The sequence below is a fragment of the Streptomyces africanus genome (assembly GCF_002150735.1).
Classification (GTDB): Bacteria; Actinomycetota; Actinomycetes; order Streptomycetales; family Streptomycetaceae; genus Streptomyces; species Streptomyces africanus.
Map to the genome: position 1 here is coordinate 717 of NZ_MUKA01000267.1, position 327 is coordinate 1,043.

Below are 327 nucleotides of genomic sequence, written 5' to 3' on the forward strand. Positions count from 1 at the left end.
GTCGCTGTCGGCGGCCAGGGCCAGGAACTCCGAGATCTCCTCCGGCACGGTCATCGTCTGCCTCAGCTCGGTGGCGGTGACACCGGCCGTGCGGGCCTGATGCGCCAGGTCGGCGAGGATGAAGTCACTTCGCTGCGGGCCGAGTTCGTCTCCGCTGCTGATCCAGTCCTGGACGCGGACGAACAAGTCCACACATGGTGATGGCGTCCATTGCCGGACCCTGTCACCGCTCCGGTCACAGTTCCACACCACCGGCAGCGAGGCGCACGCGCCCTGCGCGGAGCAGTCGTGGACGACGTCGAGCAGGTCGGCCATCCGGGCCTGCCA

2 pseudogenes are annotated in these 327 nt (G+C 68.5%); both read right to left on the minus strand.

Annotation, left to right across the window (positions count from 1 at the left end):
• Positions 1-192, minus strand: a pseudogene (locus CCL05_RS29920) (amidohydrolase family protein); the annotation flags it as partial.
• Between the two features lie 51 nt (positions 193-243).
• Positions 244-327 (minus strand): annotated as a pseudogene (locus tag CCL05_RS46530) (L-rhamnose mutarotase); the annotation flags it as partial.